We start from the raw sequence: 25,516 nt of genomic DNA, 5'->3' as shown, positions 1-25,516 counted from the left end.
ACGGCCTTGAAAGCGCCCGGCCTTTCCCGGCGTCTGTGCCTCGGCGGCGCGGCCGCGGGTGCGCTCTCGCTGGCGCTGCCGCAGCGTGCCCTGGCCGGGGCGCAGATCGAGGAGCCGCTGATCGACTCGGTGCGCACCGCGCTGAGCTCGGCGATCCAGAACAAGGCGCCGCCGATCCCGGAATTCGGCGACACCGAAGCCCGCATGGCCTACCTGCGCTGGCTCGGCGCCATGAGCGAGCGGCTCAAGAAGAAACTGACCGACTGGCCGACGCGCAAGGAATTCCTGCAGACCGTCTGGTACGAGGCGCGGCGCTCCGGCCTCGATGTCAGCCTGGTCATGGGGCTGATCCAGGTCGAGAGCAACTTCCGCAAGTTCGCGGTGTCCAGCGCCGGTGCCCGCGGCTACATGCAGGTGATGCCTTTCTGGACCCGCGTGATCGGCGACAGCGACCCGTCCAAGCTGTTCCACATGCAGACCAACCTGCGCTTCGGCTGCGTGATCCTGCGCCACTACCTGGACCGCGAGCAGGGCGACCTGTTCATGACATTGGGCCGCTACAACGGCAGCCGCGGGCGTTCGCCGTATCCGGACGCCGTCTTTGCGAATCAGCGCCTTTGGGTCTTCAAGGACCGGCCGCTGGATTGACGGCCGGGCTCGGGCGCGTGCCCCGGGTGACCATCACCTGGTCGATCCGGTAGCTGTCGACGTCCATCACCTCGAAGGTGTAGCCGGCCCAGCTGACGCTGTCGGTGCGCTTGGGCACCCGGCGCAGCATGACCATCAGGAAGCCGGCCAGGGTCTCGTACTCGTCGTCGTGCGGCAGGCTCTCGATGTCGAGTGCGCGCTGCACGTCCTGGATCGGCGTCACGCCGTCGATCAGCCAGGAGTTCTCGTCGCGCCTGACGATCTGCTGCTCCTCGTCCTGGGCGCCGACCAGGTCGCCCATGACGGTGCTCATGACATCGTTGAGCGTGATGACGCCGACCACCAGGCTGTATTCGTTGACGATGATCGCGAAGTCCTCGTGGGCCTGCTGGAACTGCTCGAGCACTTCGGTCAGCGAGAGCCGGTCGGGAATCACCAGCGCCTTGTGCAGCGGCAGGCCATGGTCGAAGGACAGCGGCTGGCCGCTCAGCACGCGCTGGAACATGTCCTTGGCGTCGACGTAGCCGAGCACGTGGTCGATGTCGCCCTCGCACACCGGGTAGGCGGAGAAGGGCTCGGCCACGATGCGCGCGCGCAGCACCGACTCGGGGTCGTCGCGCAGGAACCAGGCGATGCGGTCGCGCGACGTCATCACGCTGCTGACCAGCCGGGTGTCGAGCTCGAACACGTTGGCGATCACCTGCTGCTCGCGCACCGCGAGCACGCCGGCCCGGGCGCCGGCCTCGGTCATCGCGAGGATGTCGGCCGAGGTGATCTTCTCGTCGCGCGCAAGCGGCATGCCCAGCAACTTGAAGAGCAGGTCGGTCGTGACCGTGAACAGCCAGACCAGCGGCTTGAAAGCGGTGATCAGCACCTGCATCGGCCCGACCATGCGCACCGCCAGCAGTTCCGGGCTGCTCATGCCCAGGCGCTTCGGGAACAGGTCGGCGAACACCAGAAAGACCGAGATGATGGTGATGAAGGAAGCCAGGAAGGCGGCCGTCTGGGCCGCGTCGGCGCCGAGCCAGAGTCCGAACAGGCGGGCGAAATAGGGGCTCAGCGCGCCCTCGCCGACGACGCCGCCGAGGATCGCGACCGCATTCAGGCCGATCTGCACCACGGTGAAGTAGTGGCCCGGGTGTTCCTGGACGCGCATCACCCGTTCGGCGCGCGCATCGCCTTCATCGGCCATCTGGCGCAGCCGCAGTCGGCGCGAGGCCGCCAGCGAGATCTCGGCCAGCGAGAAGAAGGCGCTGGTCGCGATCAGCGCGACGATGGTCAGGAGGCTCTGAGTCAGGGTCATGGTGCGGTCGATGAAGACCGCCATGGTGCCATGACCGGCAGCGGCCCCGTTATTGGACGAAGCCGATCCGGCTTCTCGCCGCGTTGATCCGGGGCAGGTCGTCGACCCGGACCTCGTCGCGCCCGGCCAGGCGGGCATTGCCGAAGCCGGTCATGAGGGCGCGCCGCATCTCGCGCGGCGCCAGCGTGGCGAGCTGGTCGAGCACGTCCGGTGCGGGCTCCACGGCCAGCAGCCGGCCCCAGTCGTGGTCGCCGCGGATCGCGTCGTAGAGCTGGCGCGCGATCTGGCGAGCCGCCTCGGGCGAGGGCGATTCGATCTCGAACACGTTCATGCGATTGAGGATGGGTTCCGGGATGCCGCGCGCGTCGTTCGCGGTCGTGATCCAGATCACCTGGCTGGCGTCGATGGCCACCTCGGCGAATTCGTCGACGAAAGCGTGGGCGGTGTCGTGTTCGAGCAGGTTGTAGAGCGCGCCCAGGGGGTCGTACTGGCTGTCGCTGCCGGCCTTGTCGATCTCGTCGACCACCATCACCGGATTGGCGTACTGGCCCTCGACCAGCGCCTCGAACACCTTTCCGGGCTTGGAACCCTTCCACTGCGAGGAGGCGCCCGAGAGCAGCCAGCCCGCGGTCATGGAGTTCATCGGCACCAGTGACATCCCGGTGCCCAGCAGATCGGCCAGCTTCTTCGCGAAATGGGTCTTGCCGATGCCGGGCGCGCCGAGCAGCAGCATCGGCGTGACCTCGAGGCCGTCGCGGCTGTCCTGCGCCAGGGCGACATGGCGCCGCACGTCGTCGAGGACTTCGGTGAAATTGGGCAATTGGGCGTAGAGCGATGCCATCTCGGGTACGCCGCTCGGCTTGACCTGGAACCGGGCGGGACCGCGCTCGAGCATGCGCTCGTAAGTGGTGCGAAGGTGTTCGTGCTCGCGCTCGGGGAGCTTGGCGAGCTTGCGTTCGACATCGTGCGTCTGGAACACGCTGCGCAGGTTGGCGACCGGCAGCTGGAACGACGGCGATGCGGGGACGAGACTGCGGGAATCCATGGACACCTCCGGTTTCGAACACTCTTTGGACAGCATAAGCCGTGCCCGGGTTCGCCGGATGTCTACGTTTTCTCGCTTTGCCCTGTTTTGGGGATCTGTCGCGCGGCGGTCACACGCCGCCGTGCGGATGGGTCGGGTCGACCCACAACACCGATTCGGGCTTTTCGGCCGGCTCGATGTCGAGGTTGACCGCCACCGCCTGGCCGTCGCTGCGGCACAGCACGCATTCGAGCGCCTCGGTCTCGCTGGCGTTGATTTCCTGGTGCGGCACATAGGGCGGCACGTAGATGAAGTCGCCCGGGCCGGCCTCGGCCGTGAATTCGAGCTGCTCGCCCCAGCGCATGCGGGCCCGGCCGCGCACCACGTAGATCACGGATTCGAGATGGCCGTGATGGTGGGCGCCGGTCTTGGCGTTGGCGTGGATGGTGACGGTGCCGGCCCAGAGCTTCTGGGCCCCGACGCGCGCGAAGTTGATCGCTGCGGCCCGGTTCATGCCCGGCGTCTGGGCGGTGTTGGTGTCGAGCTGGTTGCCGGGAATCACGCGCACGCCGTCGTGCTTCCACGCCGGCTCGGCGTGTCCGTGATCGGCGTGGTCGTGGCTCATCGCCCGGGGCAGGCTCAGGCCGGGCTGCCGTTGAGCATCTGCTGCAGCTCGCCCGACTCGTACATTTCCATCAGGATGTCCGAACCGCCGACGAATTCGCCCTTGACGTAGAGCTGGGGGATGGTCGGCCAGTTGCTGTATTCCTTGATGCCCTGGCGCACTTCGGCGTCGTCCAGCACGTTGACGGTCTTGAGCGTGCGGGTGTCGACACCCACGGCCTTGAGGATCTGGATCGCGCGGCCCGAGAAACCGCACATCGGAAAACTGGCATTGCCCTTCATGAAGAGCACGAGGTCGTTGCTCTTGACGAGATCGTCGATGCGTTGCTGGGTGTCGGACATGGGGGACTCCTGAAAATTGGATTGGGCGGATTATTTCACTGTGCGCCGGATTCCGCCCGAGCAGCGCGCGATGCCGGCGAGGTCGTCGCGGCTTTGGACATCGGCGAAGCCGCCTGCGGCCAGCAGCTGCCGCACCGCGTCGGCCTGGTCCCAGCCGTGTTCGAGCAGCAGCCAGCCGCCCTCGGCCAGGTGCTCCGGCGCCGCCCGGACGATGCGGCGGATGTCGTCCAGCCCGTCGGCCCCGGAGACCAGCGCCCGCAGCGGCTCGTGGCGCAGGGCGGCCAGGTGCGGGTCGCCGGCCACGATGTAGGGGGGGTTCGAGACGATCAGGTCCAGCCCGCGGTCGGCGCCGTCCAGCCAGTCGGCCTGGGCGAAGCGCACCGGCAAGCCGAGCCTTGCCGCGTTGGCGCGGGCCACGGCCAGGGCGTCGGCGCTGGCATCGACCGCCGCCACCCGGGCGTCGGGCCGGGCATGCTGGATCGCCAGGGCGATCGCGCCGCTGCCGGTGCCGAGGTCGAGCACGGCCGGGGCCGGCCGGCCGTCCAGGCATTGCAGCGCCCATTCGACCAGGGTCTCGGTGTCGGGACGCGGCACCAGCACGCGGGCGTCGACCCGCAGGCCCAGGCCGTGGAACTCTCTCTCGCCGACCAGGTAGGCCACCGGCTCGTCGGCGAGGCGGCGCTCGCACAGCCGCTCGAAGGCCCGCCGGGCGGCGTCCGGCAGCGGGTCGGTGTCGTGCGCCAGCAGCCAGGCGCGCTCGCCGGCGGCGCGGCCCAGCGCATGCAGCAGCAGCAACTGGGCGTCGAGCCGCTCGATGCCCAGCGCGGCCGCCGCGGCCAGCATCTGCGCCGGGGTCGAGGGCGGGTGTTCGGGCGGAGGGGTCACGCGGGGAGGCTGGCTTCGAGCTCTGCCAACTGCTCGGCCTCGCGCGCCGCCTGCAGCGCCGCCAGCACGTCGCCGAGGTCGCCTTCCATGATCGCCAGCAGCTTGTAGAGCGTGAGGTTGATGCGGTGGTCGGTGAGCCGGCCTTGCGGGAAGTTGTAGGTGCGGATGCGGTCGGAGCGGTCGCCGGTGCCGATCAGGCCCTTGCGCATGGCGGCGTCCTTGGCCGCGCGCTCGCTGCGGTCTTTTTCCTGGATCCGCGCCGACAGCACCTGCAGCGCCTTGGCCTTGTTGCGGTGCTGGCTGCGGTCGTCCTGGCATTCGGCCACGATGCCGGTCGGGATGTGGGTGATGCGCACCGCCGAGTCGGTCTTGTTGATGTGCTGGCCGCCGGCGCCGCTGGCGCGGTAGGTGTCGATGCGAAGGTCGGCCGGGTTGATCTGCACCGCCTGGGCCTCGTCGGGCTCGGCCAGCACGGCCACCGTGCAGGCGCTGGTGTGGATGCGGCCCTGCGTTTCCGTCGCCGGCACGCGCTGCACCCGGTGGCCGCCGGATTCGAAGCGCAGCTTGCCGAACACTTCGTCGCCGACGATCCGGATCACGACTTCCTTGTAGCCGCCGAGTTCGCTCTCGCTCTCGCTGACGATCTCGCAGCGCCAGCCGGCGCGCTCGGCGTAGCGCGTGTACATGCGCAGCAGGTCGCCGGCGAACAGCGCCGATTCGTCGCCGCCGGTGCCGGCACGGATCTCCAGGAAGGCGTTGCGGGCGTCGTCCGGGTCCTTGGGCAGCAGCAGGCGCTGCAGTTCGTCGTCGAGCTGCAGCAGCTCGGCCTCGGCGGCGGCGATCTCCTCCTGCGCCATCTCGGCCATCTCGGGCTCGTCGAGCATCTCGCGGGCGCTGGCCAGGTCCGCCTCGCGCTGCAGGTAGCGGCTGTAGCGGCCGGCCACCTGCGTCACCTCGGCATGCTCGCGCGAGATGGTGCGGTACTGCGCCATGTCGGACATGATGTCCTCGCGCGAAAGCAGGAAGTCGAGTTCGCCGAGGCGTTGCGCGTAGCGCTCGAGTTGGTGACGCAGGAAGGGTTTCACGGAGAAGAGGGCGTTGCGAATGAGAGGGGGCGCAGCCGGTGCGCGGCGGCGGGCGTGGCGGCAGGCGGCGCCGCCGGGACGGCCAGCGTCGCTAACGCTCTTTGCGCGGTTCGTTGCGCAGGAACAGGCGCGAGATCATCTGCGCCGTCTGCTCGCGGGCCGCGGCATCGCCGGCGTGCAGCTCGGCCATCGCCCCGTGCAGCATCTTTTGCGTCAGGCCGCGCGACAGGGCTTCGAGCACCGCGTCGACGTCTTCGCCCCGGGCCAGCAGCTTGCGGGCGCGGGCCAGTTCGGTGGCGCGCCATTCGTCGGTCTGGGCGTTGAGCTGGCGGATCAGCGGCACCGTGCCGCGCTGGTCGAGCCAGTGCATGAAGCTCTGCACGCCGGCATCGATGATGACCTCGGCCTGCGCCACGGCGGCCTGCCGGTTGGCGTGGCCCTGCTGCACCACCTGCGCCAGGTCGTCCACCGTGTAGAGATAGACGTCCTCGAGTGCCTTCACTTCGGGTTCGATGTCGCGCGGCACCGCCAGGTCGACCATGAACATCGGGCGGTGCCGGCGCACCTTGAGCGCGCGCTCGACCGCGCCCAGGCCGATCAGCGGCAGCGTGCTGGCGGTGCAGCTCACGACGATGTCGAACTCGGCCAGCCGGGCCGGCAGGTCGGCCAGCCGCATCGCCTCGCCGCCGAAGCGCGAGGCCAGCTTTTCGCCGCGTTCCAGAGTGCGGTTGGCGATGACGATGGCTTTGGGCTGGCGGGCCGCGAAGTGGGTCGCCGCCAGGTCGATCATCTCGCCGGCGCCGATGAACAGCACGCGCGTGTGCCGCAGGTCTTCGAACAGCTGGCCGGCCAGGCGCACGGCGGCGGCGGCCATGCTGATCGAATGGGCGCCGATCTCGGTTGCGGTGCGCACCTCCTTGGCGACCGCGAAGGAGCGCTGGAACAGCTGGTTCAGGGTGCTGCCGAGGGCGCCGGCGGTCTCGGCGGCACGCACGGCGTCTTTCATCTGGCCGAGGATCTGGGGCTCGCCGAGCACCATCGAATCGAGCCCGCTCGCGACCCGGAAGGCGTGGCGCGCGGCGTGGTCGTCGTGCAGGGTGTAGGCGTGCGAGCGAAGCAGGGCCGGGGAGACGCCGCCGCTGTGGGCCAGCCAGTCGACCGTGTGCTCCAGCGCGACCTGGTCGGCGGCGCAGTAGATCTCGGTGCGGTTGCAGGTCGAGATGATCGCCGCCTCGACGTCGGGATGGCGGTTCGAGCCGAAAGAGTGGCGCAGGCTGTGCAGTGTCGGGGCGATCTGGTCGATGGCGAACGCGAAACGACCGCGCAGGTCGAGCGGCGCGGTCGTGTGGTTCAAGCCGAGGGCCCAGACTGACATAGCCGCTGATTATAAAATGAGCAAGGCCCAGACCACCCGCGGCCGGAAAAAAGGCCGCAATCCGATCGGCGACCCCCTGACATGGCACCGCTGGACCTTTTCAATCACCTGATCAATTTCGTCGCGCCGGCCTTCGCGGTCGGTTTCTTCTCGGCGCTGCTGGGCCGGTTGACGATGAGAAAAGCCGCCGGAACGCCGTCCTGGTGGCTCCAGGGCGCTATCAATTTCATAGTTGGCGTGGCTGTGCTGGCCGGCGGTCTGGTCTACTTCGGCCGCGACGGAAAGATGGCGACCTATGCGGCCCTGGTGCTGGCCTGCGCCACCAGCCAGTGGCTGGTGGCCGGCGGCTGGCGCCGTTCCTAGGTCGCCAAACCGGGCAGAACGGGCGGCGGCGGTGGTGGCGCCACAGTCGCCGGCGCGGGCGGTCCTCCCGGATAAGGGGGCGCCCCCGGATAGGCCGCCATCGGAAGTTCGGCCGCGCGCAAGCCGTCGAGCATGGCGAACAGCACGTCGCTGCGCACGCCGCCGGCCAGCCGGGGGCTTTGCACGTAGGCGACCGCCTGGAAGATCAGAAAACCGACCTCCACGCCTTCGAGCGTGACCGAGGGGGCCGGGCTGGCCAGCACGCCAGGGTGGTCGGCGAACGCCGCGAGAATGACTTCCCGGGCCCGTGTGGCGTGGGTCGTGAGCGGCATCGGCAGGCGAATCAGCACCCGTCCCTCGGCATTGGCGAGGGTCATGTTGCGCACGGTCTTGGTGATGAACTCGGAGTTCGGCACGATCATGGTGGAGCGATCGCCGAGCTGGATTTCGGTGGCGCGCACGTTGATGCGGCGGACGTCGCCTTCGGCATTGCCCAGCACCACCCAGTCGCCGACCTTGACCGGCCGTTCGGCCAGCAGGATCAGGCCCGAGATGAAGTTCTGCACGATGGCCTGCAGCCCGAAGCCGATGCCGACCGACAGCGCGCTCGCCACCCAGGCGATGCGCTCGATGCCGATGCCCAGCGCCGAGAGTCCGAAGGCGACCACCAGGATGCCGCCGACGTAGCCGAGCAGGGTGGTGATCGAACTCTGCATCCCCGGCTCGAGGCCGGTATGCGGCAGGTACCGCTGTTCCAGCCAGCGCTTGACCACCCGCAGCGCGATGAAGCCGAGCACCAGCACCGTGACGGCGCTGATGATCGCGCTGGGCACCAGTTGGATCTCGCCGATCTTGATCCCGCTGCCGAACTTGCCGCTGCGCTGGTAGACCTCGCCGGGGCTGGTTCCCAGGGGCGTGGCGAGCGCGATCACCATGTAGAAGAACAGGATCACGCGGCTCAGGCCGGAGAGCACCACCGCCGCCTGGTCGAGCGTGCGCGGTTCCAGGCCGAAGCTCAACTGGAGGCGTTGGCCGAAATTGCTGCGCGATGACACCACCGACACGAACAGGTCGTCGGCGAACTTGAACAGCACGTAGAAGGCCGCGGCCACGATGCCGGCCCAGGTGAGCTGGCTGGCGAGGAAGCTCGCCATCGCGACGTAGCCGATCGCCACCAGCACCCAGATGCCGATCAGGTTCAACGTGACCGCGGCGAGCAGCACGCCGACCCACATCGGCCGCTCGTCGAGGCTGCCCTTGGGGGGTTCGGGCGCGACCACGGCCGGCGCCGGGCCCGGCGGAGTTTCCTTCGGCGGTGGCGCCGCCGCGGGCGGCTCGGCCACCGGCGCGCCGTGCAGGCGCAGCAGCATCGCGCCGATCATGGCGGTCAGGATCAGGGCCGTCATCACGTGGGTGGCGACGACCGCGGCGAAGCTGGCCTCGACGACGGCGTTGATCTGGGTCGGCGCCCAGACCACGATCGCCACCAGCGCCATGACCCAGGGGAAGGGCGCGAGCCGTTCCGCCATCGGGTCGGAGATCGGCGGCAATCGCCACGAGGGACGCCCGTTGGACAGCAGCGCGCGCCCGAGCCCGACCACGAAAGCGATGAAGATGCTGGACTGGACCACGCTCTGCGCCAGCTGGCGGGTCTGCGGGCCCCAGACGCCGTGGTTGTCGAACACCGAGAACGCGCCTTGCGCGGCCACTCCGACCAGCACCATGTTGGTGGTCACTATCGCGATCACCAACAGCGAGCGCCGCAGGCGCCCGGGCGGCAGGTAGCTCGCGGCGAACCGGGCCAGCGCCCGCTCGGCCAGCCAGTTGCCCAGCAGTGCCAGCAGCAAGGCGGCGGCCAGCGTGCCCAGCACCGGGGCGGCGTTGTCCGGGCTGCGCGCGGCCTCGAAGCCGCTCTCGAACTCGGCGCCGAGCTTCTCGAGCCGCGCGACGTCGCCGGACCAGGCGTCGGCGATGTCCTCCCAGAATTCCCTTCCGAGCGGCGAGGGCGCGCGTTCGGTCAGCTGGGCCTCGAACAGGGCGCGGCGCTTGCTCAGCAGGTCGTTGGCGCGTTGCTGCGCATCCACCGACACCAGCCGTGCCAGCCGGATATTGGCGTCCAGCGCATTGCGGTCCCGGGTCAGCGCCGTCCGGCGGCGGGTGATGTCGGGGTTTTCGGTGGTGCCCGCGGCGGGCGCGTTGCCGAGTTCGCCGAGCCGGGCGTTCATGTCGTTGAGTTCGCCGGTGCGCGCGGCGATGAACTTGTCGGTCGCGGTGCTGATGGCGTTGAGCTGCTCGACCACGCCGCGCACGTCGGCGCTGGTCTCCACCGAAGACGGGATCGCTTCGAGCTGGCTGCGCAGGGCAGCCACCGTGGGGGCGGCATCGGGCGCGGCGGGGGCTTGTGCCCAGGCGCCGCCGCCGCACAGCGCGACAGCCAGCAGGAGGGCCGGGAGACGGAGGAGCCAGCGCATGGGCTTCATCATAAAAGCCGGCGGACCGGATCGATGTCGGCCAAGGGCGCGCTCAGGCCGGCGCCGGGCCGGCATTCAGGCCGGACTGAAGCGATCGACGCGGTCGGTGATGATGCCATCGGTGCCGAGCGCGAGCAGCCGTTCGGCCGCCCATTCGTCGTTGACGGTGTAGCTCAACGCACGAAGTCCGGCGGCATGCACCTGCGCGACGGTCGCGGCGTCCCAGAGCGCGTAGTTGCAGACGACCGCGACGCAGCCGAGCGCGAGCGCGGTGGCTAGCCAGCCCGCGGGCAGCGTGTCCAGCAGCAGGCCGCGCGGCAGTCCCGGCTGGGCGGCGAGGGCGCCGCGCAGGGCGTCCGGGGCGAAGGAGGTCAGGAAGGGCGGAGGCTGGGTAGCATCGGTCCAGAGCCGCGCCGCGTGGTTGGCGACGACCTCGCCGGTGCGGCGCTCGGTGCCCGGTGTCGGCTTGATCTCGATGTTGAGCGCGTGGCGGTTGGCCTGGCAGAAGCGGATCAGGCCCTCGAGGCTGGCCAGTGGCTCGCCGGCGTAGCGCCGCGAGTGCCAGCCACCGGCATCGAGCTGCGACAGCGCCGCCCACGGCAGCTCGCCGGCGACCCCGCGCCCGTTGCTGGTGCGCTCGAGCGTCGCGTCGTGCAGCAGGAAGGGCACGCCGTCGGCGCTCAGCTTGGCGTCGCATTCGAACATCCGGAAGCCATGCTCGGCGCCGAGACGGAACGCCGCCAGCGTGTTTTCCGGCGCCAGCTTGCCGGCACCGCGATGGGCGATCCAGCGCGGGTAGGGCCAGTCGGTCATGGGCTTCGCTTTCCGGAGCCGGCGTCGAACCAGTGCAGCTTGTCCTGGCGGGCCGCGATCTTGACGGTGTCGCCGGCGACCGGCGGCGCCTGGCCTTCGTCGACCCGCATGATCAGCGGTTCCTCGCCGATGCGGCCGTAGATCAGGCGCTCGGCGCCCAGCAGCTCGACATGCTCGACCTGCACCGACCAGCCGTTGGCGTCGAGGCTCAGGTGCTCGGGCCGGATGCCGAGGATCATGCCGGGACGCACGCCCGGCGCGTGCCGCAGCAGGTTCATCGGCGGCGAGCCGATGAAGCTGGCGACGAAGGTGGTCGCAGGACGCGAATAGACCTCCTCGGGGGTGGCGAACTGGTCCATCACGCCGCCGTTCATCACGATGATCCGCTCGGCCAAGGTCATGGCCTCGACCTGGTCGTGGGTGACGAACAGCGAGGTGATGCCGAGCTCGCGGTGCAGTTTCTGGATCTCGAGGCGGGTCTGGGCGCGCAGCTTGGCGTCCAGGTTCGACAGCGGCTCGTCGAACAGGAAGACCTTCGGCTGGCGCACGATCGCGCGGCCCATGGCGACGCGCTGGCGCTGGCCGCCCGAGAGCTCGCGCGGCTTGCGCGTGAGCAGGTGGCCGAGCTCGAGGATGCCGGCCGCCTTGTCGACCCGGGTCTTGATCTCAGGCACCGGCACCTTGGCGATCTTCAGGCCATAGGCCATGTTGTCGAACACCGTCATGTGCGGGTAGAGCGCGTAGTTCTGGAACACCATCGCGATGTCCCGCTCGGAGGGCTCGAGGTTGTTGACCACGCGGTCGCCGATGCGGATCTCGCCGGCGCTGATTTCTTCCAGCCCCGCGACCATGCGCAGCAGGGTCGACTTGCCGCAGCCCGAGGGGCCGACGATGACGACGAACTCGTGGTCGGGGATCTCGGCGCTCACGCCGTGGATGACCTGGTTGGCTTTCGGGCCGTGGCCGTAGCGCTTGATGACGTTGCGAAGTGAGAGGGCAGCCATATCTAGTCGGTTGAAGGCAAGGGGTGGACCGGGGAGGGTGGGCGGGTCACTTCTCGGTGTCCACCAGTCCCTTGACGAACCATTTCTGCATCAGGATCACCACCAGTGCGGGCGGCAGCATGGCCAGCAGCGCGGTCGCCATCACGATGTTCCATTCGTTCTGTCCGTCGCCGCCGGCGATCATCCGCTTGATGCCGATCACCACCGGGTACATGTCTTCGCTGGTGGTGGCGAGCAGCGGCCACAGGTACTGGTTCCAGCCGTAGATGAACTGGATCACGAACAGCGCCGCGATCGAGGTCTTCGACAGCGGCAGCAGCACGTCCCAGAAGAAGCGCATCGGGCCGGCGCCGTCCATGCGGGCGGCCTCGATCAGCTCGTCGGGCACGGTCAGGAAGAACTGCCGGAACAGGAAGGTCGCGGTCGCCGAGGCGATCAGCGGCACCGTCAGGCCGGCGTAGCTGTTGAGCATGCCGAGGTCCGACACCACCTGGTAGGTCGGACCGATGCGGACCTCGACCGGCAGCATCAGGGTGATGAAGATGGCCCAGAAGCAAAGCGACTTGAACGGAAAGCGGAAGTACACGACCGCGAACGCCGAGAGCAGCGAGATCGCGATCTTGCCGAAGGTGATGACCAGCGCCGTCACCAGGCTGACCCACATCATGCGGGCCACCGGCGCGGTCGAGCCGGCGCCGGCCGTGCGGCCGAACAGGGCCGACTTGTAGGTCTCCCAGAGGTGGCCGCCGGGCAGGAGCGGCATCGGTGCCTGGACGATCTCCTGCGCCGTGTGGCTCGACGCCACGAACGCCAGATAGAGCGGGAAGGCGACGATCAGCACGCCGAAGATCATCACGGCGTGGGCCAGGATGCCCAGGGACGGGTTTCGCTCGACCATCAGTAGTTCACCTTTTTCTCGACATAGCGGAACTGGACGACCGTGAGAACGACGACGATCGCCATCAGCACGACCGACTGCGCGGCCGAGCCGCCGAGGTCCATCGCCTTGAAGCCGTCGTAGTAGACCTTGTAGACCAGGATCGTGGTGGCGCGGCCCGGCCCGCCCTGGGTCGCGGCATCGACGATCGCGAAGGTGTCGAAGAAGGCGTACACCACGTTGATCACCAGCAGGAAAAAGGTGGTCGGCGACAGCAGCGGGAACTGCACGGTCCAGAAGCGGCGCCAGGGTCCGGCGCCGTCGATGGCCGCCGCCTCGATCAGCGACTTGGGGATCGACTGCAGGCCGGCCAGGAAGAACAGGAAGTTGTAGGAGATCTGCTTCCAGACCGCCGCCATGACGATCAGGGTCATGGCGTGGGTCCCGTTGAGCAGGTGGTTCCAGTCGATGCCGACCTTGGCCAATGCGTACGCCACCACGCCCAGCGAGGGCGAGAACATGAAGACCCAGAGCACCGCGGCCACCGCGGGCGCCACCGCGTACGGCAGGATCAGCAGCGTCTTGTAGATCATCGCCCCGCGCACGATGCGGTCCGCGAAGACCGCCAGCACCAGCGAGATCGTGAGGCCGAAGAAGGCCACCAGGATCGAGAACAGCGCCGTGGTCTCGAACGAGGCGATGTACTTCGGGTCCGCGAACAGCTGCTTGAAGTTGTCGAGGCCGACCCATTCGGTCGAGGTGCCGAACGCGTCCTGCATCTGCATCGACTGCAGCAGCGCCTGGCTCGCCGGCCAGAAGAAGAACACGATGATGACGATCATCTGCGGCGCGAGCAGCGCCCACGGCAGCCAGCCCGAGCGAAAGACGACGCGTTTTTCCATGGATCCCTCAAAAAGAAACCCCGCCGATTCTTGAGCCCGGCGGGGCTGCGAGTCTAACTGTGTCTCAACTGTGTCAGCCCCGCCAGCAGGAGCCCTCCCCGCCCGGCGGGGAGGGTTGGGAGGGGTGCGGCAATGCAGCGCAAGCCAACAAGGGCTTTCAGCCCTTGTTAGCTTTCTGGAACTTTTCCAGTTGCTCGTTGCCGCGGGTCACGATGGCGTCGAGGGCTTCCTTGGCGGTCTTCTTGCCGCTCCAGACCTGTTCGAGCTCTTCGTCCTCGATGGCGCGGATCTGGACGTAGTTGCCCAGGCGGATGCCGCGGCTCTTGTCGGTCACCTTGCGGATCATCTGGGTCACGGCGACGTCGGTCCCCGGGTGTTCCTTGTAGAAGCCGGACTTGTCGGTGAGCTGGTAGGCGGCTGTGGTGATCGGCAGGTAGCCGGTGCGCTTGTGGCTGGCCGACTGCACTTCAGGCGTCGAGATGAAGCTGAAGAACTTGGCGATGCCCTTGTACTCCTCGGGCTTCTTGCCCGCCATCACCCACAGGCTGGCGCCGCCGATGACCGTGTTCTGGGGCGCGCCCGGGACATCGGGGTAGTAGGGCAGCGCGGTCAGGCCGTAGGCGAACTTGGCGTTCTTCGCCACGTTGCCGTAGAAGCCCGACGAGGTGGCGATCATGGCGCACTCGCCCGACACGAACGAAGCCTCGGGCACGTTGCCGCGGCCCTTGTAGATGAACAGGCCCTGCTTGGCCATGCTCGCGAGGTTCTCGACGTGGCGTTGGTGCAGCGGCGAATTGACTTTCAGGCGGGTGTCCAGGCCGGACAGGCCGTTGTTCTTGCTCGCGAACTCGACGTTGTGCCAGGCCGAGAAGCTCTCGATCTGGGTCCAGTTCTGCCAGGCGGTCGTGAACGGGCACTTGTGGCCGCTGGCCTTGAGCTTGGCGGCGGCGGCGACCACCTCGGGCCAGGTGGCGGGCGCCTTGTCGGTGGGCAGGCCGGCCGCCTTGAAGGCGTCCTTGTTGAAATAGAAGATGGTGGTCGAGCTGTTGAACGGGAAGCTCAGCATCTGGCCGCTGGGCGCCGTGTAGTAGCCGGCAACCGCGGGGATGTAGGCGCTCGGGTCGAACTTCTCGCCGGCATCCTTCATGACCTGGCCGACCGGGACGATGGCGCCCTTGCTGGCCATCATGGTCGCGGTGCCGACTTCGAACACCTGCAGGATGTGCGGCGCGTTGCCGGCCCGGAAGGCGGCGACGGCGGCGGTCATCGATTCGTCGTACTGGCCCTTGTAGGTCGGCACGATCTTGAATTCTTTCTGGCTCTCGTTGAACTGCCGGGCCAGGTCGTTGACCCATTCGCCGTTGACGGCGGTCATGGAATGCCACCACTGGATCTCGGTCTGTGCCAACGCGGAAGTGGAAAGCGTCACAGCCAGCGCCGATGCCATGGCGAGCGTTTTGAATCGCATGAAGACTCCTGAGGGGGAAATGAAAGCGCGGATGCTAGGTCGTGCGTATGACACGACAGCGTCACATTTTTTGACAATCCCGGAGTGTGCACCAACGGGGGAAACCCTTTTGGTGCGCCGCGGCGTGCGCTGCATGCTGCGGCGCACCATGCTAGCATCGTCCCTCGACTTCCTGGCCCCGGAATGAGCAAGACTTCACTCGACAAAAGCAAGATCAAGTTTCTCCTGCTCGAGGGCATCCACCCCTCGGCCGTCGAGGTGCTGCGGGCCGCCGGCTACAGCAACATCGAATCGCTCCCGGGCGCCTTGCCGGACGCCGAACTCAAGGCCCGCGTCGCCGACGTCCATTTCCTCGGGATCCGCTCACGCACGCAACTGACCGCCGAGGTGTTCGCCGAGGCCCAGAAGCTGGTGGCAGTCGGCTGCTTCTGCATCGGCACCAACCAGGTCGACCTGGAAGCCGCGCGCGAACACGGCGTGGCGGTCTTCAATGCGCCCTATTCGAACACCCGCTCGGTCGCCGAACTGGTGCTGGCCGAAGCCATCCTGCTGCTGCGCGGCGTGCCCGAGAAAAGCGCGGTGGCCCACCGCGGCGGTTGGCTCAAGTCGGCCGACAACGCCTTCGAGATCCGCGGCAAGACGCTCGGCATCGTCGGCTACGGCTCGATCGGCGCCCAGCTGTCGGTGCTGGCCGAGGCGCTCGGCATGCAGGTCGCCTTCTTCGACGTCGTCACCAAGCTGCCGCTCGGCAACGCCCGCCAGGTGCGGCTGTTGCCCGACCTGCTCGCGCAGAGCGACATCGTGAGCCTGCACGTGCCCGAGACCCAGGCCACGCAATGGATGATCGGCGCCGCCGAGATCGCCGCCATGAAGCCCGGCGCGATCCTGATCAACGCCTCGCGCGGCACCGTGGTCGAGATCGAGCCGCTGGCCGAGGCGCTGAAGGCCAAGAAGCTGCTGGGCGCCGCGGTCGACGTCTTCCCGGTCGAGCCGCGCAGCAACAAGGACGAGTTCCAGTCGCCGCTGCGCGGACTCGACAACGTGATCCTGACGCCGCACATCGGCGGCTCCACCATGGAAGCCCAGGCCAACATCGGCCTCGAGGTGGCCGAGAAGCTGGTGAAGTACAGCGACAACGGCACCTCGACCTCGTCCGTGAACTTCCCCGAGGTGGCGCTGCCGGCGCACCCGGGCAAGCACCGGCTGCTGCACGTGCACCGCAACGTCCCGGGCGTGCTGTCGGAGATCAACCGGATCTTTTCCGACAACCACATCAACATCGCCTCGCAGTTCCTGCAGACCAACGAGAAGGTCGGCTACGTGGTGACCGACATCGACGCCGCCTCGTCCGACCTCGCGCTCGAGAAGCTGGCCAAGGTGCCGGGCACGATCCGCAGCCGGGTCCTCTTCTAGGGGCGATGCCCCTGCCGCCGCACGCCGGCCGGTGCTGCCTTAAAATCCCCACCCCTGGTTGATGGGCGCGCAGCGCCCGACCGAGGCCACTCCCCGATGAATGCTCCGACCGCGTTGACGGCGTTGTTGTCGCAGGCCGCAGAGCCCGCGCGACTGCGTGAGATCCCCTACAACTACACCAGCTTCTCCGATCGCGAGATCGTCATTCGCCTGCTGGGCGAGCGCGGCTGGGAACTGCTGCAGAGCCTGCGCTCCGAGCGCCGCACCGGCCGTTCGGCCCGGATGCTTTACGAGGTGCTGGGCGACATCTGGGTGGTCCAGCGCAACCCCTACCTGGTCGACGACCTGCTGGACAACCCGCGCCGGCGCGGCCAGCTGGTCGAGGCGCTCAACCACCGGCTGGGCGAGGTGCAGAAGCGCCGCACGCCCGCCAGCGACGCCCAGCGCGACGTCTCGGTCGGCGAACTGACCGACCTGGTGGCGCAGGCGGTGACCGCCTTCGACGCCATGTTCCGCGACGTGGCGGCGCTGCGGCGCAAGGCCACGCGGGCGCTGCGGCGGGTCACGGCCAAGGACAACATCAAGTTCGACGGCCTGTCGCGCGTATCGCACGTGACCGACGCCACCGACTGGCGGGTGGAATACCCGTTCGTGGTGCTGACGCCCGACACCGAGGCCGAGATGGCGGGCCTGGTCAAGAGCTGCATCGAGCTCGGCCTGACCATCGTGCCGCGCGGCGGCGGCACCGGCTACACGGGCGGTGCGATCCCGCTCACCTGGAACAGCGCGGTCATCAACACCGAGAAACTCGAGGCCATGACCGAGGTCGAGATGCGCGCGCTGCCGGGTCTCAATGTACCGGTGGCGACCATCTGGACCGAGGCCGGCGTGGTCACGCAGCGGGTGGCCGATGCGGCCGAGCGCGGCGGCTTCGTCTTCGCGGTCGACCCGACTTCGGCCGAGGCCTCGTGCGTGGGCGGCAACGTGGCGATGAACGCCGGTGGCAAGAAGGCGGTGCTGTGGGGCACCGCGCTCGACAACCTGGCTTCCTGGCGCATGGTGACGCCGGACGCCGAATGGCTCGAGGTCACGCGCATCGGCCACAACCTCGGCAAGATCCACGACGCCGAGAGCGCCGTGTTCGAACTGCAGTATTTCGCCGCCGACGGCAAGACGCCCTTGCGCACCGAGCGGCTCGAGATCCCCGGCAAGACCTTCCGCAAGGAAGGCCTGGGCAAGGACGTGACCGACAAGTTCCTCTCGGGACTGCCCGGCATCCAGAAGGAAGGCTGCGACGGCCTGATCACCAGCTGCCGCTGGATCGTGCACCGCATGCCGGCCCACACCCGCACCGTGTGCCTCGAGTTCTTCGGCAATGCCAAGGACGCGGTGCCCAGCATCGTCGAGATCAAGGACTTCATGTTCGCCGAGCAGAAGCGCTCGGGCGTCCTGCTGGCGGGGCTGGAGCACCTGGACGACCGCTATCTCAAGGCGGTCGGCTACGCGACCAAGTCCAAGCGCCACGGCGGCCTGCCGAAGATGGTGCTGTTCGGCGACATCGCCGGCGACGACGCCGACACGGTGGCGCGCGTCACCTCCGAGGTGGTGCGCATCGCCAACTCGCGCAGCGGCGAGGGCTTCATCGCGATCAGCCCCGAGGCGCGCAAGAAGTTCTGGCTCGACCGCAAGCGCACCGCCGCCATCAGCCGGCACACCAACGCCTTCAAGATCAATGAGGACGTGGTGATCCCGCTGCCGCGGATGGCCGAGTACACCGACGGCATCGAGCGCATCAACATCGAGCTGTCGCTGCAGAACAAGATCGCGCTGGCCGATGCGCTGGAAGATTTCCTGGCGCGCGGCAACCTGCCGCTGGGCAAGCGCGAGGACGCCAACGACCTGCCGGCCGCCGAGCTGCTGGAAGGCCGCGTGGGCGAAGGGCTGGCGCTGGTGCGCGAGGTCCGTGCCCTGTGGCAGGGATGGCTCGACCAGGTCCAGGCCCTGTTCCCGCAGCTGCAGGACCACGCGCTGCGCGCCAGCTGGAAGACCCAGCTGCGCGAGCCGCTGGCGGCGATCTTCACCGGCGCCGAGTTCGCGCCGATCCTGGCTGCATGCAACGACATCCACCAGCAGGTGCTCAAGGGCCGGGTCTGGATCGCGCTGCACATGCACGCCGGCGACGGCAACGTCCACACCAACATCCCGGTCAACAGCGACAACTACGAGATGCTGCAGACCGCGCATGCGGCGGTGGTCCGCATCATGGCGCTGGCGCGCAGCCTCGACGGCGTGATCTCGGGCGAGCATGGCATCGGCATCACCAAGCTCGAGTTCCTGAGCGACGCCGAACTGCAGCCCTTCACCGACTACAAGAAGAAGGTCGACCCCGAAGGCCGCTTCAACAAGGGCAAGCTGCTGCGCGGCAGCGCGCATGCCGGCCCCGACGGGCGGGCGCTGCATGCCGACCTGACCAACGCCTATACGCCGAGCTTCGGCCTCATGGGGCACGAGTCGATCATCATGCAGCAGAGCGACATCGGCGCCATCGCCGACAGCGTCAAGGACTGCCTGCGCTGCGGCAAGTGCAAGCCGGTGTGCGCCACCCACGTGCCGCGCGCCAACCTGCTCTATTCGCCGCGCAACAAGATCCTCGCCACCTCGCTGCTGGTCGAGGCCTTCCTGTACGAGGAGCAGACCCGGCGCGGCGTCAGCATCAAGCACTGGGAAGAGTTCGAGGACGTCGCCGACCACTGCACCGTGTGCCACAAGTGCCTGACGCCGTGCCCGGTCAACATCGACTTCGGCGACGTCTCGATGAACATGCGCAACCTGCTGCGCAAGATGGGGCAGAAGTCGTTCCGGCCCGGCAATGCGGCGGCGATGTTCTTCCTCAATGCGACCAGTCCGCAGACCATCAAGCTGATGCGCACCGGCATGGTCGACATCGGCTTCAAGGCCCAGCGCATGGCCAACGACCTGCTGCGCGGCCTGGCGAAGAAGCAGACCGCCGCCCCGCCGGCGACGCTGGGCCCGGCACCGCTCAAGGAGCAGGTGATCCACTTCATCAACAAGAAGATGCCGGGCGGCTTGCCCAAGAAGACGGCGCGGGCGCTGCTGGACATCGAGGATGCCGACTACGTCCCGATCATCCGCAACCCGCAGGCGACCACGCCCGAGACCGAGGCGGTGTTCTATTTCCCGGGCTGCGGCTCGGAGCGCCTGTTCTCGCAGGTCGGCCTCGCCACCCAGGCGATGCTGTGGCATGCGGGCGTGCAGACCGTGCTGCCGCCGGGCTACCTGTGCTGCGGCTATCCGCAGCGCGGCAGCGGCCAGTTCGACAAGGCCGAGAAGATGATCACCGACAACCGGGTGCTCTTCCACCGCGTCGCCAACACGCTCAACTACCTCGACATCAAGACCGTGGTGGTGAGCTGCGGCACCTGCTACGACCAGCTTCAGGGCTACCAGTTCGACAAGATCTTCCCGGGCTGCCGGATCATCGACATCCACGAATACCTGCTCGAGAAAGGCATCACGCTCGGCGATGCGGGCGGTGGCGGCTACCTCTACCACGACCCCTGCCACACGCCGATGAAGCTGCAGGACCCGATGAAGACCGTGAAGGCGCTGGTGGGCGGCAACGTGCTCAAGAACGACCGCTGCTGCGGCGAATCCGGCACGCTGGGCGTGACCCGGCCGGACATCTCGACGCAGATCCGCTTCCGCAAGGAAGAGGAACTGAAGAAGGGCGAGACCGCGCTGCGCGAAGCCGGCCAAGTGGCCCCCGGCGCCAACGTCAAGATCCTCACCAGCTGCCCGAGCTGCCTGCAGGGCCTGAGCCGCTACGGCAACGACCTGAACAACGGCCTGCTCGAAGCCGACTACATCGTGGTCGAGATGGCCAACAAGATTCTCGGCGCCGACTGGATGCCGGCCTATGTCGCGGCCGCCAACCAGGGCGGCATCGAACGCGTGCTGGTGTGATGACGCTGCGTGTCGCGGGGTGCCCGCTGTGCGACGAACCGGGCGGCCGCCTGGTCTTCCAGGGCGCGAAGCTGCGTGTCATCCATGCGGCCGAGGCGGACTTCCCGGCCTTCTACCGGGTGGTCTGGGCCGACCATGTGGCCGAATGGTCCGACCTGGCGCCCGACGACCGCGCCCTCTGCATGGAGGCCGTGGCCGTGGTGGAGCAATGTTTGCGGGCGCATCTGTCGCCCGCCAAGATCAACCTGGCGGCCCTCGGCAACATGGTGCCGCACCTGCATTGGCACGTGATCGCGCGCTTCGACTGGGACAGCCGCTTTCCTTCGCCCGTGTGGGCCGCGGCGCAGCGTCCGGCCGACCCGCAGCGCGAGCAGGCGATCGCGCAACAATTGCAGCTGCTGGAACGCGACATGATCCAGCAGCTGGCGACAAGGAGTTTCTGATGGCAGGTTTGCAGGCGGGCGCACCGACCCCCCAGTCGATCACGGTGCACGGCCAGTCGCGCGTGCTGGAGGTCGGCTTTTCCGACGGCGCGACCTTCCGCATCCCATTCGAGCTGATGCGGATCTATTCGCCCTCGGCCGAGGTTCAGGGCCACGGGCCCGGGCAGGAGGTGCTGCAGACGGGCAAGCGCAATGTCGAGCTGGTCGACCTGCAGCCGGTCGGCAACTATGCGGTGCAGCCGACCTTCAGCGATGGCCACGACACCGGCATCTTCTCGTGGGACCTGCTCTACGACCTCGGCGCCCGGGAGGCCGAGCTCTGGGCCGCGTACGAACAGCGCCTGGCTGCGGCCGGCGTCGATCGCGACGCGCCGATGGCCGAAAAAGCCGCGGCTTCAGGCCACGGCGGACACGCCTGCGGCAACCACTGAGCGACGAAATTCCGGATTCCTTGCGGGGTATCCGGCTTGAGGTGAACGCTTCCGGCCTAACATCGGAGGTATGAGCACCACCCATTTCGGATTCGAATCGGTCGACGAAAGCGACAAGGCCACGCGCGTGCGCGGCGTCTTCGATTCGGTCGCCTCGCGCTACGACCTCATGAACGACCTGATGTCGATGGGCCTTCACCGCGCCTGGAAGGCCTACACGGTGATGGTCGCGAACGTCGGCGAAGGATCGAAGGTGCTGGACATCGCCGGCGGCACCGGCGACCTCGCGCTGGCCTTTGCCAAGAAGGTGGGCGCCAGCGGCGAGGTGGTCCACACCGACATCAACGAGGCCATGCTGCGCACCGGCCGCGACCGCCTGCTCGACGCCGGCGTCGTCCTGCCCACGCTGGTCTGCGATGCCGAGAAGCTGCCGTTCCCCGACAACCACTTCGATGTCGTGACCGTCGCCTTCGGCCTGCGCAACATGACGCACAAGGATGCGGCGCTGAAAGAAATGAACCGCGTTCTGAAGCCGCGCGGCAAGTTGCTGGTGCTCGAATTCTCCAAAGTCGCCAAGCCGCTGCGAAAGGCCTACGACTGGTATTCGTTCAGCGTGCTGCCGCGCCTGGGCAAGGTGGTGGCGGGCGACGACGCCAGCTACCGCTACCTGGCAGAGTCGATCCGCATGCATCCGGACCAGGAAGACCTCAAGACCCTCATGAAGGAGGGCGGTTTCGGTCATGTGGACTATCACAACATGACGGGCGGCGTGGTCGCCCTGCATGTTGGAATCAAGTGTTGAAGCTGTTTTTGGCCGAAGAGGAGACGTCATGAAGAAGTTTGGGTCCTTGTTGCTGGTGTGCGCATTGGCTGTCGTGAGCATCGATGCCAGTGCCGCCCGCATGGGTGGCGGCAAGTCGTTCGGCCGGCAATCCAGCAACGTGACGCAGCGTCAGGCGACGCCGCCCGCCGCACCCGCGACGCCCGGCGCGCCGGCGCAGACCGCGAACAGCGCCACGGCCGCCAAGCCGGCACCGGCGGCGCCCGCGGCCGCGGCGCCCAAGCGTCCTTGGGCCGGCATGCTCGGCGGCCTCGCGGCCGGCCTGGGCCTGGCCTGGCTCGCCCATTCGCTCGGCCTCGGTGCCGCCTTCGGCAACATCCTCCTGATCGGCCTGCTGGTGCTGGCCGCCGTGGTGGTCTGGCGGATCTTCTCGGCCCGCTCGCGTGCCGCGGCCGCGCCGCGCGCCGGCGGCTTCGCCTTCCAGGGCGCGGGCAGCCCGGCCGATGCCACCGCACCGCCCCAGTACAGCCCGCGCAACGTCGGCAACGACGCCTCCGCCAGGCCCTGGGAGAACCATGCCGCCGCTTTCGATGCCAGCGCGGCCCCTGCTGACCATCCGGCCGACCGCACGGGCGGCTCGTCGATGGCCGGTGCCGCCGCCGCGGGCGGCAGCATGATCGGCTCGGCCCTGGCTGGCTCGCAATCCTGGGGCATCCCCGCGGGCTTCGACGCCGACGGCTTCCTGACGGCGGCCAAGCGCAACTTCGTCACCTTGCAGGACGCCTGGGACCGCGCCGACATCGGCACCCTGCGCTCGATGATGACCGACGGCATGGTGGGCGAAATCCGCCAGCAGCTCGCCGAGCGCGAGACCCACACCGGCGGCCAGCCGAACAAGACCGAAGTCGTGATGCTCGACGCCAAGCTGCTCGGCATCGAGGAACTGCCCGATGCCTACCTGGCCAGCGTCGAGTTCTCCGGCATGATCCGCGAGGACGTGTCCTCGGGCCCGAGCCCCTTCCGTGAAGTCTGGAACATGACCAAGGACACCAAGGGCGGCAGCGGCTGGCTGGTGGCCGGCGTCCAGGCATTGCAATAGACGCGAACTTCCCTTGGGCCTGGTCGCAAGACCGGGTCAAGAGCGGGAATAATGGGGACATGGTTACACCATCGTCCCCTTTTTCGTTTCTGGAAGACCTCGCGAACCGCGTCGGCAGCCGCCTCCAACCCCCCGAGTGGGCGGTCCACGAGGTCCAGCACCGCGCCGTCCTGTTCCTCAACCACGTGCTCCAGCAGGAGCCTGAAGCCCAGCAGCGCCTGCTGCGGCTGCAGGGCCGGGTGGTGAAGTTCGAGTGGCGCTTCGTGACGATGCAGTTCGTCCCCACGCCGGCCGGCCTGCTCGACCTGGCGCCCGAAGGCGCCGTCGCCGAACTCACGCTGACCGTCACCGAGACTTCGCCGTTCGGCCTGGCCCGCGCGGCCTTCAACGGCGAGAAGCCGGCGGTGCGCATCGAGGGCGACGTGCAGCTGGCGGCCGAGATCAACTGGCTGGTCGACCACGTGCGCTGGGACGTCGAGGATGACCTGGCGCGCGCCATCGGCGACGTGCCCGCGCACACCGTCGCGACCGGGGCCCGCCGCGTGGTGGATGCGCTGCGGCAGTTCGTCGGCCAACGTCCGGGCAAGGCCGGCGGGTCTGCAGCCGAATGAGGCGGATCTACCGCGGCGTATTCATCGTCTGGGTCGCACTGCGCTACGGCCTCGACGAACTCGTCCTCACGAGTTTCCAGAAGCCCTGGCTGCGCGTGGTCGCACGCATCGTTTCGGTCGGGCGCAATCTCGACGCGCCGCGGGGCCAGCGGCTGCGCGAGGCGCTCGAACGCCTGGGCCCGATCTTCGTCAAGTTCGGCCAGGTGCTGTCGACCCGGCGCGACCTGCTGCCGCCGGACATCGCCGACGAACTGGCCTGGCTGCAGGACCGTGTGCCGCCATTCCCCTCCAAGGTGGCGATCGCGACCATCGAGCGCGCCTTCCGACGCCCGGTGAGCGACATCTTCGTGCAGTTCGACGAGACGCCGGTGGCCAGCGCGTCGATCGCCCAGGTGCACTTCGCCACCGTCCGCCTGGCCGATGGCTCGGTGCGCGACGCGGCGGTCAAGGTGCTGCGCCCGGGCATGCGCGACGTGATCGAGAAGGACCTGGCCCTGATGGCCATGATGGCCGGCTGGGTCGAGGGCCTGTCGGCCGACGGCAAGCGCCTGAAGCCGCGCGAGGTGGTCGCCGAGTTCGACAAGTACCTGCACGACGAGCTCGACCTGGTGCGCGAGGCGGCCAATGCGGCCCAGCTTCGGCGCAACATGGAAAAGCTCAACCTCGTGCTGATCCCCGAGATGTACTGGGACTTCTGCCACCCCGAAGTGATGGTGATGGAGCGCATGAAGGGCGTGCCGATCGCCCAGCTCGACCGCCTGCGCGCGGCCGGCGTCGACATCCCGAAGCTGGCCCGCGACGGCGTCACGATCTTCTTCACCCAGGTGTTCCGCGACGGCTTCTTCCACGCCGACATGCACCCGGGCAACATCCAGGTCAGCCTCGAGCCGGAGAGCTTCGGGCGCTATGTGTCGCTCGACTTCGGCATCATCGGCACGCTGACGGAGTCGGACAAGGAATACCTGGCGCAGAACTTCGTCGCTTTCTTCCGCCGCGACTACAAGCGCGTGGCCGAGCTGCACCTCGAGAGCGGCTGGGTGCCGCACGGCACCCGCATCGACGAACTCGAGGCGGCGATCCGCACCGTCTGCGAACCCTACTTCGACCGGCCGCTGAAGGAGATTTCGCTCGGCATGGTGCTGATGCGGCTGTTCCAGACCTCGCGCCGTTTCCAGGTCGAGATCCAGCCGCAGCTGGTGCTGCTGCAGAAGACCTTGCTCAACATCGAGGGGCTGGGTCGCCAGCTCGATCCCGAGCTCGACCTCTGGCACACCGCCAAGCCCTTCCTCGAGAAGTGGATGACCGACCAGATCGGCCCCCGCAAGCTGTTCGAGCAGCTGCGCGCCGAGGCGCCGCGCTACGCAAAATTGCTGCCGCAGCTGCCTCGACTGATGCACGATTTCCTGGAGAATCGCCCCCCGGACCACCGCCGCGAGCTGCTCGAACTGCTGGCTGCACAGAAGCGGACCAACCGGCTGCTGCAGGCGATCATCTACGGTGGCATGGGATTTGTATTGGGCTTGATCGCGATGCAGGTGCTGGTGCGCGTGCGTCTTTTCTGAGGAAGGAA

23 protein-coding genes are annotated in these 25,516 nt (G+C 68.1%); 10 read left to right on the top strand and 13 right to left on the bottom strand.

From position 1 onward, the window contains the following. The first annotated feature begins 6 nt into the window (after positions 1-6). Positions 7-648: a lytic transglycosylase domain-containing protein gene (locus tag QTI17_RS24420; protein ID WP_286536249.1), complete on the top strand. Its 642-nt coding sequence runs from the start codon at positions 7-9 to the stop codon at positions 646-648. Here the strand turns inward: QTI17_RS24420 and paeA are convergent. The 7 genes from paeA to hemA form a co-directional block, all read right to left on the bottom strand. After that, complete coding sequence (gene paeA / locus QTI17_RS24415) at positions 626-1,951, bottom strand: polyamine export protein PaeA (RefSeq protein WP_286536248.1); 1,326 nt, start codon at positions 1,949-1,951, stop codon at positions 626-628. The two genes, QTI17_RS24420 and paeA, sit on opposite strands and share 23 nt — an antisense overlap. A gap of 49 nt (positions 1,952-2,000) precedes the next feature. After that, positions 2,001-2,996, bottom strand: a complete 996-nt coding sequence (locus QTI17_RS24410; RefSeq protein WP_286536246.1) for an AAA family ATPase — start codon at positions 2,994-2,996, stop codon at positions 2,001-2,003. A 109-nt stretch (positions 2,997-3,105) separates the two neighbouring features. Continuing rightward, positions 3,106-3,600 (bottom strand): cupin domain-containing protein, encoded by a 495-nt coding sequence (locus tag QTI17_RS24405; protein WP_286523412.1) that lies wholly within the window; start codon positions 3,598-3,600, stop codon positions 3,106-3,108. Between the two features lie 14 nt (positions 3,601-3,614). Beyond that, positions 3,615-3,941 (bottom strand): Grx4 family monothiol glutaredoxin, encoded by a 327-nt coding sequence (gene grxD, locus QTI17_RS24400; protein WP_286504878.1) that lies wholly within the window; start codon positions 3,939-3,941, stop codon positions 3,615-3,617. 30 nt (positions 3,942-3,971) lie between these two features. Beyond that, complete coding sequence (gene prmC / locus QTI17_RS24395) at positions 3,972-4,784, bottom strand: peptide chain release factor N(5)-glutamine methyltransferase (RefSeq protein ID WP_286536380.1); 813 nt, start codon at positions 4,782-4,784, stop codon at positions 3,972-3,974. A 38-nt stretch (positions 4,785-4,822) separates the two neighbouring features. Beyond that, positions 4,823-5,911, bottom strand: a complete 1,089-nt coding sequence (gene prfA / locus QTI17_RS24390) for a peptide chain release factor 1 (RefSeq protein WP_286536245.1) — start codon at positions 5,909-5,911, stop codon at positions 4,823-4,825. A gap of 91 nt (positions 5,912-6,002) precedes the next feature. Then, the gene (hemA, locus tag QTI17_RS24385) at positions 6,003-7,286 is read right to left on the bottom strand and encodes a glutamyl-tRNA reductase (protein ID WP_286536244.1); all 1,284 of its coding nucleotides are present in this window, start codon (positions 7,284-7,286) and stop codon (positions 6,003-6,005) included. Between the two features lie 81 nt (positions 7,287-7,367). Between hemA and QTI17_RS24380 the strand changes: the two genes are divergently transcribed. Next, complete coding sequence (locus QTI17_RS24380) at positions 7,368-7,649, top strand: hypothetical protein (protein ID WP_286536241.1); 282 nt, start codon at positions 7,368-7,370, stop codon at positions 7,647-7,649. On the opposite strand, the gene QTI17_RS24375 is transcribed toward QTI17_RS24380, so the two are convergent. The 6 genes from QTI17_RS24375 to ugpB all read right to left on the bottom strand — a co-directional run bounded on the left by QTI17_RS24375 (position 7,646) and on the right by ugpB (position 15,184). Next, the gene (locus tag QTI17_RS24375) at positions 7,646-10,120 is read right to left on the bottom strand and encodes a DUF3772 domain-containing protein (protein ID WP_286536240.1); all 2,475 of its coding nucleotides are present in this window, start codon (positions 10,118-10,120) and stop codon (positions 7,646-7,648) included. The genes QTI17_RS24380 and QTI17_RS24375 overlap by 4 nt on opposite strands. Before the next feature lie 75 nt (positions 10,121-10,195). Then, complete coding sequence (gene ugpQ, locus QTI17_RS24370; RefSeq protein ID WP_286536239.1) at positions 10,196-10,933, bottom strand: glycerophosphodiester phosphodiesterase; 738 nt, start codon at positions 10,931-10,933, stop codon at positions 10,196-10,198. After that, entirely contained in the window at positions 10,930-11,937 is a 1,008-nt protein-coding gene (gene ugpC / locus QTI17_RS24365) for a sn-glycerol-3-phosphate ABC transporter ATP-binding protein UgpC (RefSeq protein WP_286536238.1), read from the bottom strand. Before ugpC ends, ugpQ begins: the two co-directional genes overlap by 4 nt. Before the next feature lie 46 nt (positions 11,938-11,983). Next, the gene (ugpE, locus tag QTI17_RS24360) at positions 11,984-12,835 is read right to left on the bottom strand and encodes a sn-glycerol-3-phosphate ABC transporter permease UgpE (protein WP_286536237.1); all 852 of its coding nucleotides are present in this window, start codon (positions 12,833-12,835) and stop codon (positions 11,984-11,986) included. Continuing rightward, on the bottom strand, positions 12,835-13,716 hold the full coding sequence (ugpA, locus tag QTI17_RS24355; protein WP_286523401.1) for a sn-glycerol-3-phosphate ABC transporter permease UgpA: 882 nt from the start codon (positions 13,714-13,716) through the stop codon (positions 12,835-12,837). Before ugpA ends, ugpE begins: the two co-directional genes overlap by 1 nt. A 157-nt stretch (positions 13,717-13,873) precedes the next feature. Next, positions 13,874-15,184: a sn-glycerol-3-phosphate ABC transporter substrate-binding protein UgpB gene (ugpB, locus tag QTI17_RS24350; RefSeq protein WP_286536236.1), complete on the bottom strand. Its 1,311-nt coding sequence runs from the start codon at positions 15,182-15,184 to the stop codon at positions 13,874-13,876. A gap of 183 nt (positions 15,185-15,367) precedes the next feature. Here ugpB and serA point away from each other — a divergent pair, with 183 nt between their 5' ends. The 8 genes from serA (at position 15,368) to ubiB (ending at position 25,508) form a co-directional block, all read left to right on the top strand. Further along, the gene (serA, locus tag QTI17_RS24345; protein ID WP_286536234.1) at positions 15,368-16,597 is read left to right on the top strand and encodes a phosphoglycerate dehydrogenase; all 1,230 of its coding nucleotides are present in this window, start codon (positions 15,368-15,370) and stop codon (positions 16,595-16,597) included. A 96-nt stretch (positions 16,598-16,693) separates the two neighbouring features. Beyond that, positions 16,694-20,581 carry a DUF3683 domain-containing protein gene (locus tag QTI17_RS24340; RefSeq protein WP_286536233.1) on the top strand — a complete coding sequence of 1,296 codons (3,888 nt, stop codon included), beginning with the start codon at positions 16,694-16,696 and terminating at the stop codon, positions 20,579-20,581. Next, a complete protein-coding gene (locus tag QTI17_RS24335; protein WP_286536232.1) occupies positions 20,581-21,024 on the top strand; it encodes an HIT family protein in 444 nt (147 codons plus the stop codon). The genes QTI17_RS24340 and QTI17_RS24335 overlap by 1 nt, the downstream gene beginning before the upstream one ends. Continuing rightward, positions 21,024-21,455 carry a gamma-butyrobetaine hydroxylase family protein gene (locus QTI17_RS24330; protein WP_286536230.1) on the top strand — a complete coding sequence of 144 codons (432 nt, stop codon included), beginning with the start codon at positions 21,024-21,026 and terminating at the stop codon, positions 21,453-21,455. Before QTI17_RS24335 ends, QTI17_RS24330 begins: the two co-directional genes overlap by 1 nt. 70 nt (positions 21,456-21,525) lie before the next feature. Next, positions 21,526-22,257, top strand: coding sequence for a bifunctional demethylmenaquinone methyltransferase/2-methoxy-6-polyprenyl-1,4-benzoquinol methylase UbiE (ubiE, locus tag QTI17_RS24325; protein WP_286523393.1), 732 nt, complete (start codon positions 21,526-21,528; stop codon positions 22,255-22,257). A 28-nt stretch (positions 22,258-22,285) separates the two neighbouring features. Next, positions 22,286-23,335, top strand: a complete 1,050-nt coding sequence (locus QTI17_RS24320) for a Tim44 domain-containing protein (protein WP_286536229.1) — start codon at positions 22,286-22,288, stop codon at positions 23,333-23,335. 59 nt (positions 23,336-23,394) lie between these two features. After that, positions 23,395-23,946 carry a ubiquinone biosynthesis accessory factor UbiJ gene (locus QTI17_RS24315; RefSeq protein ID WP_286536227.1) on the top strand — a complete coding sequence of 184 codons (552 nt, stop codon included), beginning with the start codon at positions 23,395-23,397 and terminating at the stop codon, positions 23,944-23,946. Beyond that, positions 23,943-25,508, top strand: coding sequence for a ubiquinone biosynthesis regulatory protein kinase UbiB (gene ubiB / locus QTI17_RS24310; protein ID WP_286523389.1), 1,566 nt, complete (start codon positions 23,943-23,945; stop codon positions 25,506-25,508). Before QTI17_RS24315 ends, ubiB begins: the two co-directional genes overlap by 4 nt. Positions 25,509-25,516: the final 8 nt, after the last annotated feature.

Origin of the sequence: Variovorax sp. J31P179 (genome assembly GCF_030316985.1) — a bacterium.
GTDB lineage: Bacteria > Pseudomonadota > Gammaproteobacteria > Burkholderiales > Burkholderiaceae_C > Variovorax > Variovorax ginsengisoli_B.
This window is presented reverse-complemented; position numbering and strand designations above follow the sequence as displayed.

Excerpts from the sequence above, each read along its gene's own strand:
- QTI17_RS24315 (WP_286536227.1), top strand. The coding sequence starts at position 23,395 with ATGGTTACACCATCGTCCCCTTTTTCGTTTCTGGAAGACCTCGCGAAC.
- grxD (WP_286504878.1), bottom strand. The coding sequence starts at position 3,941 with ATGTCCGACACCCAGCAACGCATCGACGATCTCGTCAAGAGCAACGAC.
- QTI17_RS24335 (WP_286536232.1), top strand. The coding sequence starts at position 20,581 with ATGACGCTGCGTGTCGCGGGGTGCCCGCTGTGCGACGAACCGGGCGGC.
- ugpE (WP_286536237.1), bottom strand. The coding sequence starts at position 12,835 with ATGGTCGAGCGAAACCCGTCCCTGGGCATCCTGGCCCACGCCGTGATG.
- serA (WP_286536234.1), top strand. The coding sequence starts at position 15,368 with ATGAGCAAGACTTCACTCGACAAAAGCAAGATCAAGTTTCTCCTGCTC.
- ubiE (WP_286523393.1), top strand. The coding sequence starts at position 21,526 with ATGAGCACCACCCATTTCGGATTCGAATCGGTCGACGAAAGCGACAAG.
- QTI17_RS24340 (WP_286536233.1), top strand. The coding sequence starts at position 16,694 with ATGAATGCTCCGACCGCGTTGACGGCGTTGTTGTCGCAGGCCGCAGAG.
- QTI17_RS24410 (WP_286536246.1), bottom strand. The coding sequence starts at position 2,996 with ATGGATTCCCGCAGTCTCGTCCCCGCATCGCCGTCGTTCCAGCTGCCG.
- ubiB (WP_286523389.1), top strand. The coding sequence starts at position 23,943 with ATGAGGCGGATCTACCGCGGCGTATTCATCGTCTGGGTCGCACTGCGC.
- QTI17_RS24380 (WP_286536241.1), top strand. The coding sequence starts at position 7,368 with ATGGCACCGCTGGACCTTTTCAATCACCTGATCAATTTCGTCGCGCCG.
- prmC (WP_286536380.1), bottom strand. The coding sequence starts at position 4,784 with ATGCTGGCCGCGGCGGCCGCGCTGGGCATCGAGCGGCTCGACGCCCAG.
- QTI17_RS24405 (WP_286523412.1), bottom strand. The coding sequence starts at position 3,600 with ATGAGCCACGACCACGCCGATCACGGACACGCCGAGCCGGCGTGGAAG.
- paeA (WP_286536248.1), bottom strand. The coding sequence starts at position 1,951 with ATGACCCTGACTCAGAGCCTCCTGACCATCGTCGCGCTGATCGCGACC.
- hemA (WP_286536244.1), bottom strand. The coding sequence starts at position 7,286 with ATGTCAGTCTGGGCCCTCGGCTTGAACCACACGACCGCGCCGCTCGAC.
- QTI17_RS24320 (WP_286536229.1), top strand. The coding sequence starts at position 22,286 with ATGAAGAAGTTTGGGTCCTTGTTGCTGGTGTGCGCATTGGCTGTCGTG.
- QTI17_RS24375 (WP_286536240.1), bottom strand. The coding sequence starts at position 10,120 with ATGCGCTGGCTCCTCCGTCTCCCGGCCCTCCTGCTGGCTGTCGCGCTG.
- QTI17_RS24330 (WP_286536230.1), top strand. The coding sequence starts at position 21,024 with ATGGCAGGTTTGCAGGCGGGCGCACCGACCCCCCAGTCGATCACGGTG.
- ugpC (WP_286536238.1), bottom strand. The coding sequence starts at position 11,937 with ATGGCTGCCCTCTCACTTCGCAACGTCATCAAGCGCTACGGCCACGGC.
- ugpB (WP_286536236.1), bottom strand. The coding sequence starts at position 15,184 with ATGCGATTCAAAACGCTCGCCATGGCATCGGCGCTGGCTGTGACGCTT.
- ugpQ (WP_286536239.1), bottom strand. The coding sequence starts at position 10,933 with ATGACCGACTGGCCCTACCCGCGCTGGATCGCCCATCGCGGTGCCGGC.
- ugpA (WP_286523401.1), bottom strand. The coding sequence starts at position 13,716 with ATGGAAAAACGCGTCGTCTTTCGCTCGGGCTGGCTGCCGTGGGCGCTG.